Annotated in this window: 8 protein-coding genes; 2 read left to right on the plus strand and 6 right to left on the minus strand. The window is 64.0% G+C overall.

Annotation, left to right across the window (positions count from 1 at the left end; genetic code table 11):
• Positions 1 to 209: 209 nt before the first annotated feature.
• Positions 210 to 1034 carry a hypothetical protein gene (locus tag ACVOLI_RS19520; RefSeq protein WP_481615648.1) on the plus strand — a complete coding sequence of 275 codons (825 nt, stop codon included), beginning with the start codon at positions 210 to 212 and terminating at the stop codon, positions 1032 to 1034.
• A 255-nt stretch (positions 1035 to 1289) separates the two neighbouring features.
• Here the strand turns inward: ACVOLI_RS19520 and lpdA are convergent, their stop codons facing one another.
• The 4 genes from lpdA to ACVOLI_RS19540 form a co-directional block, all read right to left on the minus strand.
• Positions 1290 to 3437, minus strand: coding sequence for a dihydrolipoyl dehydrogenase (gene lpdA, locus ACVOLI_RS19525; protein ID WP_481615649.1), 2148 nt, complete (start codon positions 3435 to 3437; stop codon positions 1290 to 1292).
• Between the two features lie 17 nt (positions 3438 to 3454).
• Positions 3455 to 4102 (minus strand): hypothetical protein, encoded by a 648-nt coding sequence (locus tag ACVOLI_RS19530; RefSeq protein ID WP_481615650.1) that lies wholly within the window; start codon positions 4100 to 4102, stop codon positions 3455 to 3457.
• A gap of 5 nt (positions 4103 to 4107) precedes the next feature.
• Positions 4108 to 5484, minus strand: a complete 1377-nt coding sequence (locus ACVOLI_RS19535; protein ID WP_481615651.1) for a dihydrolipoyllysine-residue acetyltransferase — start codon at positions 5482 to 5484, stop codon at positions 4108 to 4110.
• A 180-nt stretch (positions 5485 to 5664) separates the two neighbouring features.
• Positions 5665 to 6228, minus strand: coding sequence for a DNA-deoxyinosine glycosylase (locus tag ACVOLI_RS19540; protein ID WP_481615652.1), 564 nt, complete (start codon positions 6226 to 6228; stop codon positions 5665 to 5667).
• A 201-nt stretch (positions 6229 to 6429) separates the two neighbouring features.
• Here ACVOLI_RS19540 and ACVOLI_RS19545 point away from each other — a divergent pair, with 201 nt between their 5' ends.
• Positions 6430 to 7068: an OmpW/AlkL family protein gene (locus tag ACVOLI_RS19545; protein WP_481615653.1), complete on the plus strand. Its 639-nt coding sequence runs from the start codon at positions 6430 to 6432 to the stop codon at positions 7066 to 7068.
• A gap of 173 nt (positions 7069 to 7241) precedes the next feature.
• Here ACVOLI_RS19545 and ACVOLI_RS19550 read toward each other — a convergent pair whose 3' ends face one another.
• Both ACVOLI_RS19550 and ACVOLI_RS19555 read right to left on the minus strand, forming a co-directional pair.
• Positions 7242 to 8003 carry a YiiX/YebB-like N1pC/P60 family cysteine hydrolase gene (locus ACVOLI_RS19550; RefSeq protein ID WP_481510643.1) on the minus strand — a complete coding sequence of 254 codons (762 nt, stop codon included), beginning with the start codon at positions 8001 to 8003 and terminating at the stop codon, positions 7242 to 7244.
• A 67-nt stretch (positions 8004 to 8070) separates the two neighbouring features.
• Positions 8071 to 8634 carry a CcdC protein domain-containing protein gene (locus ACVOLI_RS19555; protein WP_481615654.1) on the minus strand — a complete coding sequence of 188 codons (564 nt, stop codon included), beginning with the start codon at positions 8632 to 8634 and terminating at the stop codon, positions 8071 to 8073.
• Between the last annotated feature and the right edge of the window lie 210 nt (positions 8635 to 8844).

Genomic DNA, 8844 nt, shown 5'->3' on the forward strand with positions numbered 1-8844 from the left:
CCCGCGGGCCCTCCCCCCCGCTGCTCCCCAAGCCCGTCGGGGGGGTGGGGGGGGGGGGCGGTGGGGGGGGTGGGGCGCCCCCGCCGCGGGGGCCCCCCCCCCCCACCGCAATTGATCCGCGTCTACACATTGTCTGCACGCTGCGCTCACCGTTCTCTACATCGAATCGGCGATGGTCAGTTGCTCCAAAGCAACAAGCAGGCAATGGCATGCGCAATCACCGCTTCATTCTCGCACTTGCTCCGTGCGCACTCTCACTCGCTCTGGTCCACGCGCAGGCCGCGCACGCCGCTGAAGGCGATCCGCGCTTCACCCTGCGGCTGGGCGCGATGAACATCGATACCGACAACACCATCCGCGGCAGCACCAATGTTGCCGGCCAGGGCGTGGATCTGTCGGAGGACTTCAGCCTGGGCGGCAAGGAATGGGAGCCACGCATCGATGGCCTGTTCCGCATCAGCGACCGCCAGCGCTTGATCTTCGATTACTTCAAGTACGACAAGGACCGCCGCGAGACGCTGGACGAAGGCATCAGCTGGGGTGACACCACGGTACCCGCAGGCAGCTTCGTGAAGGGCGAGTTGAAGTACCAGGTCGCAACGTTGGTCTACGACTACTCGGTGGTCGATGGTGATCGTTTCGATTTCGGCCTGCAGCTCGGCGCCGAATACGCAAAGATCAGCGCCGATGCTTACGCCGATGTAGGCGATGTCTACCAGGGCCGCTTCCTCAACGAGAAAGCCGATGGCATCGCGCCGGTGGTTGGCGCACGCCTGACCTTCACCCCCTCGGAGAACTGGCTGATCAACCTGCAGGGCCAGTACCTCAACACACGCTGGGGCAACTTCGATGACTACGAAGGCGACCTGAGCCGTGCCAACGCGATCGTGCAGTACAACGTCAACAAGAACTTCGGCATCTTCGCCGGCTATGACTGGTTCAAGCTGGATGTTGACCAGAAAGGCAGTGACGGCGTGATCGGCCTGAAACAGGAATTCAAGGGTCCGGTTGCGGGTGTGAGTTTGTCGTTCTAGGTCTGCATGCGGACTATCACTACAGGGGCGGCAAACTTGTAGGAGCGGCGTAAGCCGCGAAGCTCGCATGCCATCCGACCCTGCGATTGCCTGCAACTGCAATCATGCAATTGCAGATGGACCTTGTACTGCAGGATGGTCAGCTTCGCGGCTTACGCCGCTCCTACAACAAAACGCCCGCTCCCAAATGGCGCATGTCACCGCTTGGCACACACAAAAGAAAAGGGCCGCTATGCGGCCCTTTTCAATCTGCGATTACTTCTTCTTCGGGATATACAGATCGGTGATGGTGCCGTCGTAGATCTCCGAGGCCATCGCTACCGACTCGCTCAGGGTCGGGTGTGCGTGGATGGTGTGGCCGATGTCTTCGGCCTCCGCACCCATTTCGATAGCCAGGCCAATTTCGGCCAGCAACTCACCGGCATGCACGCCGACGATGGCACCACCGATCACGCGGTGGGTTTCCTCGTCGAAGATCAGCTTGGTGAAGCCTTCGGTGCGACCAATACCAATCGCGCGACCGCTGGCCGCCCATGGGAACTTGGCCACGCCAACCTTCAAGCCCTTGGCCTTGGCCTCGGTCTCGGTGACACCAACCCAGGCGATTTCCGGATTGGTGTAAGCCACCGACGGAATCACCCGTGCCACCCACTCCTTCTTCTCGCCGAAGGCAACTTCGGCCGCCAGCTTGCCTTCGTGCGTGGCCTTGTGCGCCAGCATCGGGTTACCGACGATGTCGCCGATGGCGAAGATGTGCGGCACATTGGTGCGCATCTGCCGGTCAACCGGAATGAAGCCACGGTCGGTGACTTCGACGCCAGCCTTGTCGGCATCGATCTTCTTGCCGTTGGCCGAACGGCCGACGGCAACCAGCACGCGATCAAACGTGCCGCTTTCCATCGCCGGCTTCTCGCCTTCGGTGGCGGCGTCGAAGGTCACGGTGATGCCCTTGGCATCGGCGCTGACGCCGGACGCCTTGGTCTTCAGATGGACCTCGATGCCCTGCTTCTTCAAACGATCAGCCAGTGGCTTGACCAGGTCCTTGTCGGCGCCCGGCATCAGCTGGTCCATGAACTCGACCACGGTCACCTTGGAACCCAGGGCGCTGTACACGGTGGCCATTTCCAGGCCGATGATGCCGCCACCCACAACCAGCAGCGAACCCGGCACTTCAGCCAGTTCCAGTGCGTCGGTGGAGTCCATCACGCGCTTGTCTTCCCACGGGAAGTTCGGCAGCTTCACCGCCTGCGAACCGGCGGCGATGATGCACTGCTCGAAGCGCAGCAGCTGGGTCTTGCCGTCGTCGCCGACGATTTCCAGCTCATTGGCCGAGATGAACTTGGCCAGGCCATGCACGGTGCGGATCTTGCGCTGCTTGGCCATGCCGGCCAGGCCCTTGGTCAGCTGACCGACGACCTTTTCCTTGTAGCCGCGCAGCTTGTCCAGGCTGATCTTCGGTGCGCCGTATTCGATGCCCAGTTCGTCGGCATGCGCGGCGTGGTCGATGATTTCAGCGGCGTGCAGCAGCGCCTTGGACGGGATGCAGCCGACGTTGAGGCAGACGCCGCCGAGGCTGGCGTAACGCTCGATCAACACGGTATCCATGCCCAGGTCGGCAGCACGGAAGGCAGCGGTATAGCCGCCCGGGCCTGCGCCCAGCACCACGATGCGGCACTCGATGTCGGCGGTGCGGCCGCTGGACGGCAGCGCCTTGGCGGCGACCGCAGGATCCGGCGCGCGGTGCGACGGGGTCACCGGCGGCTTGCTGCCCGGGGCCGCCTTGGCGGCAGCAGGTGCGGCGCCGGCAGCGCCTTCCAGCACCACCACCACGTCGCCGACCGACAGTTTGTCGTCCAGCTTGACCTTGATTTCCTTGACCACGCCATCGACCGACGAAGGCACTTCCAGCGTGGCCTTGTCCGATTCCAGCGTGACCAGGCCCTGGTCCTTCTTCACCGTGTCGCCGACGGCGACCAGGATCTCGATCACCGGCACGTTCTGGTAATCACCGATGTCCGGCACCTTGACCTCGATCGGGCCGGATGCGGCTGGCGCAGCAGCAACCGGCGCGCTGACGGCTGCCGGAGCGGCGGCAGCGGCAGGCTGTGCAGCCGGCGCAGGTGCGGCGGCAGGTGCCGGAGCTGCGACCGGGGCAGCACCCTCGCCTTCGGCTTCCAGGATCACCACCACATCGCCCTCGGACAGCTTGTCGTCGAGCTTGACCTTGATTTCCTTGACCACACCCGCAGCCGAGGACGGCACTTCCAGCGTGGCCTTGTCCGACTCCAGCGTGACCAGACCCTGGTCCTTCTTCACCGTGTCGCCCACGGCCACCAGAATCTCGATCACCGGCACGTCGTTGTAGTCACCAATGTCCGGAACCTTGATTTCAATCGTCGCCATTGTTTTCTCCTGTGGGCTCAGCCGGCTTCGCCGACGAACCGGTCATGCATCTTGTCGAGCGCGCGTTCGATGTTGGCGTAACGCTTCTCGTATTTTTTGTCTTTGCTATGGGCCAGCTCGATCAGCAGCGCCGCCTGTTCCTGCAGCGCTTCAAGCTGGCCGCAGGCCGGCCGCTGACCGCTGTAACGCTCGCCGTTGACGGTGAAGGACAGCACCTCGCCATCGGTGACCGGCGCCCGCGCCGCCACTTCGGACGACGCCAGGGCCCTGCCCCAAACCTCGACCAGGCGTTGCGCCAGTGCATCGGGCAACGGCGCCTGGGCGAACTCGGGCTCCTGGTCCAGCTGCAGGTTGACGCCACCGCGACCGCCGGTGGTGTTCCAGCTGTAGATGCGCCTGTCGGCCGAGCCGGACAGCACCATCCACTGCCCGTTGGCGGCATCGCGGCGCAGCAGCACCTGCGACTCCACCCCACGTGCCGGCAGCACCAGCAGCGACAGGCCGTCTTCGGCCTGGCCGCCCAGCAGACTGGTCGCCGCCTGGCCGTAGTTGCCCACCGCCGGCGGCCAACCCTCACCGACCACCGGCAGGCACTGGCTGGCGGCCAGTGCCGGGCCCGCCAGGGTGGCCAGCACCAGCGTCAGCAGGGCGCATCGCGGCGCCACTGGCATCACAGCAGCACGCGCCGCATGTCGGCCAGCACCTGCGACAGGTAGGTGGTGAAACGGGCCGCCAGGGCGCCGTCGATGACGCGGTGGTCGTAGCTCAGCGACAGCGGCAGCATCAGCTTCGGGGCGAATTCCTTGCCATTCCAGACCGGCTGGATGGACGACTTGGAGACGCCGAGGATGGCCACTTCCGGCGCATTCACGATAGGGGTGAAGGCGGTGCCGCCAATGCCACCCAGCGAGCTGATCGAGAAGCAGCCGCCGCTCATGTCGGCCGGGCCGAGCTTGCCGTCACGTGCCTTCTTGGCCAGTTCGCCGGTTTCCTGGGCGATCTGCACCACGCCCTTCTTATCGACGTCACGGATCACCGGCACGACCAGGCCGTTCGGCGTATCGGCGGCAAAGCCGATGTTGAAGTACTTCTTCAGGGTCAGGTTCTCGCCGCTGGCGTCCAGCGAGGCGTTGAACTCGGGGAACTGCTTGAGCGCGGCGGCGCTGGCCTTGATCAGGAAGGCGAGCATGGTCAGCTTGATGCCGGCCTTCTCGTTTTCCTTGTTCAGGGCCACGCGCAGGCCTTCCAGATCGGTGATGTCAGCCTGCTCGAACTGGGTGACGTGCGGGATCATCGCCCAGTTGCGGGCCAGGTTGGCGCCGGAGATCTTCTTGATGCGCGACAGCTGCACCACTTCGGTCTCGCCGAACTTGCTGAAGTCGACCTTCGGCCACGGCAGCAGGTTCAGGCCGCCGCCGACCGCCGCCGGGGCGCCAGCGCTGGCAGCAACGCCGCCGGACAGCGCGCCCTTGACGAACTTCTGCACGTCGCCCTTGGTGATGCGGCCGCCCTTCTCCGTACCCTTGACCTGCTGCAGGTCCACGCCCAGTTCACGGGCGAACACGCGCACGGCCGGGCTGGCATACGGCACATTGGCCGGCAGCACGCCTTCGGCGTTGAACTGCACCGGCGGGGTGGCCGGCTTGCTGGTGGTGACCACGTCTTCCTGGGCGATTTCGCGCTGGGCCAGCTTGTCGGCGACCGGGGCAACCGCCACCGGCTCGACCTTGGTGCCAGTCTCGACAGCGGCTTCGACCTTGGCAGGGGCTGCCGGAGCGGCAGCGGCGGCAGGCTTGGCGGCCTCTTCGCTGACTTCGATCAGGGCCACGACCTTGCCCTCGGACAGGCCGTCGCCAACCTTGACCTTAAGCTCCTTGACCACACCGGCGTAGGCTGACGGCACTTCCATCGTCGCCTTGTCCGATTCCAGCGTGACCAGCCCCTGGTCCTTCTTGACCGTATCGCCAACCGCGACCAGCACTTCGATCACCGGAATGTCGCTGTAGTCACCGATATCGGGGACAAGTGCTTCCTTGATTTCGGCCATGAACTACTCCAGCAACAAATGAGGGAATCCCCTATTGTGGCGTTAGCGGGCCGCAGCGCCAACCGCTACAAGCGAATTCGCCTGCGTATGTCCCCGGACAAGGCCACGCCACGCGCGCCGTGACGGCCGGAATTTCGGCTCAACGCCCTGCTTTGCGACGTGTCGGCTGTCTTGCCTGTCCTAGTCGGCCAAACCATTGGTTGCAGGCGATACCACCGCATTCGGCGCATTCAACCACGGTTGCAGCGCCTGCCACTGCCCAGTCAGGCGCTGCAGTGACCACGCCGCATTGGCCGGACTGGTCGATGGCAGGGCCAGCACCGGTAGCGCAGCCGCCAAAGGCGGCAAAGCCGGTGCGATCCATCGCTGGAACGCAGTGTGTGCCGCAGCGCCATTACAGGCGATTGCCCGCAGCTGCGGCAGGTCGGCCAACAGCTCCGCAATGCGATTGGGCACTTCGCTGCCACGGACGATGGCTGTATCCAGGCTGCCGGCGCGCTGGCACTGCCCGATCACATCCCACAAGCCGACACCGGCCTGCTGCAGGCAGTGCAATCGTTGCGCATACGCAAGCTGCGCGTCGAAGCCGCACAGCGCCGCCATCACCGGCCAGAAGCGATTGCGCGGATGCGCGTAATAACGTGCTTCGTGCAGCAATACCGCACCCGGCATCGAGCCCAGCACCAATACACGACACGCTGCAGTCACCTGCGCGGGCAAGCCCTGCAATACATCAGCACTCATCACATGCTCCACAAGATCGTGAACGGAATTTCTCTGCGAAACATCGTGCGCATGGGATCTCCCCGATTTTTCGCTGAACGCAAAGGCACTGAAATATCCCCGCGTTTAGAGCGATTCATCTTGCCATCGTTAGGGTGACCTCGCCCCGCAACGAGGGCCTTGATAACAACGTAGTCCCGATCGCAACACGAGGAGTTACTCATGCGTTCCATCAAAATTCTCAGCCTTGCCACCCTCGGCGCACTTGCGCTGTCTTCCACCGCCTTCGCACAGGATGGCAATGGCGATACCGCATCCGGCAAGCATTTTGCCGTGGTTGGTGGCATCAGCCTGCTGCAGCCGAAGAACGATCCGATCGGCGGCGTTGGCAAGGTCGATGGCGGCCCGGCACCGACGATCAGCGCCAGCTACTACTTCAACGACAACTTCGCCGTTGAGCTGTGGGGTGCCGCTGACAAGTTCGATCACCGCGTGCGCACCGACGGTGGCGCCAAGGTCGGCAGCGTCGAGCAGCAGCCGCTTGCACTGAGCGCGCAGTACCACTTCGGCCAGGCGGACAACGTGTTCCGTCCGTTCGTCGGCCTGGGTTACTACGAGTCGAACTTCAGCAACGAGAAGATCGACGGCCTGAGCAGCACCGGCAACCACGTTGGTGTGGGTACCGCCAAGGGCGCGATCGGCACCGTCGGCGTTGACATGAACATCAACTCGACCTGGTTTGCCCGCGCCGATGCGCGCTACATGCACGCACGTCCTGACCTGCGCGTCGCTGGCCAGAACGCTGGCGAGCTGAAGCTGGATCCGTGGACCGTTGGCTTCGGCCTGGGTGCACGCTTCTAAGCGACAACGTTCCTGGCAGTACCGTTGTAGATTCAATGCAGTGCTTGTAAATGAAACACGGGCCGTTCGCGGCCCGTGTTTTTTTTGGAACGTAGCTGATCGCTACCACAGCAGAAGCAAGAGCTACCCCTCCCCAACCCTCCCCGGCCCCTTCGGGGCAAGGGAGGGAGTGATCATGGGCTGCCGTCATCACTCCATTGCAGCGCCAGGTAGTCGAAGTTGTGCTGCAGCCGCGGCTTGACCACGTCGAAGAACGGCGACACATCGAAGTCGCGCGGCGTGTACAGGCTGTAGTTGCGGATGTGCAGGATCTCCTGCGACTGCTCGGCGCCGCCCACCTGCGCCAGCACCGTCTCGATCTCCGGCAGGATCGGGTAGCGGATCGATTCGAAGGCCTGCGCCAGCAGGGTTGAACAGATCGCCTTGGTTGGCTCGCCACTGCCCAATGCAATCAGGCGCCGGCGCATATGCCCCGGCACCGGCGGCTGCCGGATCAGGAATCGCGCCAGATCGAAGACATTCTTCAGGTCATAGCTATAGCCCAGGCGTGCGCGCATGAAGCCGACCAGTTGATCCACCACTGCCGGTGACAGGCCTTGCGGACGGCAGATACGGGTGTGCTGGTTGGCGAATTCGGTCAACGGGATGCGGCGTACGCCCTGCTCCACATCGACATCAATCAGCATTGGCTGCGCTTTGCCGCCTTCGAGCAGCGGCTCTTCGCCGATATACAGCGCCGCATGCGACCAGGTGGACTGGCTCAGGTATTTGATGGCGGTGGAGAAGCGGCTATTGCCCTCCACCAGCAGCACATCGCCACGACGCAGCGTGCGCAGCAGCATTGCGGGGTCGCTGGTCGACGGCCGCATCTGGTTGGCGCGTGGCTGCGCCAGGAAGTGCGCCAAGCGGCGCCCGAAGAACTGCAGCACACCCATCAAGCGTCTCCGTATCTGCTTGCATCAGACTAGCCGGGACAGCCTCCGCCTGCCATCGGATACAGGCTCAGCGCGGACTACGATCAAACTGCCGATAGCGTTGATGGTGACGAACCCGGCGCCGCAGCAGCCAGGCGTACATGCCTGCATAACCGAGCAGCAGCGCCGCCATCGCCAGCAGGCCGGCATGGCTGAGCCAGCCCGAGTCCGGCCACGGCACGCCGTTCACCGATGCCTGCCAGCCCTGTACCACGCCGGCGACCACACGCACGACGATCATCGCGGTCAACGCCAGCACCAGCCAGGTATTGGGCTTGTAATGCAGCGCCTCCGGACCGGCCTCGAAGCGGGTCAGGTAGTGGCCGAGCACGCCGACCAACAGACCGGCCAGCCAACCAAGTGCCGCGTAGGACCAGGCGCCAGCCCACCAGAACCCGGCGATGCCGACGAACACCGCGAACAGACAGGTGGATACCAATGTCGCCCAGAAATTGAAGGTGATCAGCCAGGGCCGCGCCTGTCGGCGCGCGCCACCACTGCGAACGCGCTGCCACAGTGACAGCGGCATCAGCAGCAACATGATCGCGACGAACACCAGTATCGCCAGCGGCACAGCGAGGAGCACAGGCATGGGGATTGATCCGGGGATAGTGGCCCAGAGATTACGCCATGCCAGATACCGGTAGTGCCGAGCCATGCTCGGCAGAGGACTTACCGGCATTCCCGACCAGTAGTGCCGAGCCATGCTCGGCAGAGGCTTTACCAAGGTCCCAAACCTGTAGGAGCGGCGTAAGCCGCGAAGCAAGCGCACTTTCGGATCGCAATGTCGCGAGCTCCGGTG

It is taken from the genome of Stenotrophomonas sp. STEN029 (genome assembly GCF_056760015.1).